At 52.2% G+C, this 1,003-nt stretch carries 1 pseudogene; it reads left to right on the top strand.

What is annotated here, in order from left to right:
• The first annotated feature begins 59 nt into the window (after positions 1–59).
• Positions 60–982, top strand: a pseudogene (locus ACKWMY_RS28180) (IS5 family transposase).
• The last annotated feature ends 21 nt before the right edge of the window (positions 983–1,003 follow it).

Genomic DNA, 1,003 nt, shown 5'->3' with positions numbered 1-1,003 from the left:
GAACTTTTACTGACCCGCAGGATCAGAGCACTCTCCTTCTGACAGAACAGCGACATACCGTGGCAAAGCAAAAGTTCAAGATCACCAACTGGAAGGCTTACAACAAGGCCCTTATCACTCGAGGCTCTCTCACTTTCTGGGTGGATGAAACAGCAATCCATGCCTGGCACTGCGAGGCAACATCGTCTATGCGGGGTCGCCCGCAACATTATTCCGATATGGCCATCACCACGATATTGATGCTGAAGCGTGTTTTCGGTCTGACACTTCGTGCCCTCTAGGGCTTCGTCGACTCCATTTTCGCACTGATGAAAGTGCCGTTAAACTGTCCTGATTACACCTGCATCAGCAAGCGGGCGAAATCCGTGAATATCCCGTTTAAAACCCCAACGCGGGGTGAAATTGCGCACCTCGTTATCGACTCTACCGGCCTCAAAGTCTTTGGTGAAGGGGAGTGGAAGGTGAAAAAACACGGCCAGGAGAAACGGCGCATCTGGCGAAAACTGCACTTGGCGGTAGACGCGAAAACACATGAAGTCATCTGTGCAGACCTGTCATTGAGCAATATCACTGATACGGAAGTCTTTCCCGGCCTCATCCGGCAGACGCACCGCAAAATCAAGGTGGCCTCAGCGGATGGAGCTTACGATACGCGAGTGTGTCACGATGAATTAAGACGCAAGAAAATCAAGGCATTAATTCCGCCAAGAAGCGGAGCCCGCTATTGGCCCGCAGACTACGCAGACCGAAATCAAGCCGTGGCGAACCAGCGCCTTACGGGGACAACACACGATGGAAAAACATGACGGGCTACAACCGACGTTCGGTAGTGGAAACGGCGATGTACCGAGTAAAACAGCTATTTGGTGGTCACCTGACCTTGCGTGATTATGATGCGCAAGTGGCAGAGGCTATGGCGATGCTCCGCGCATTGAACAAGATGACGCTCGCGGGTATGCCAAAAAGTGTGCGCGTTGCCTGAGGTATATGCACATTCAAGGGA

It is taken from the genome of Serratia sp. J2, from assembly GCF_046269175.1.
GTDB lineage: Bacteria > Pseudomonadota > Gammaproteobacteria > Enterobacterales > Enterobacteriaceae > Chania > Chania fonticola_C.
Note: the sequence above shows the minus strand (reverse complement) of the source record. Positions and strands in the feature narration are given on the sequence as shown.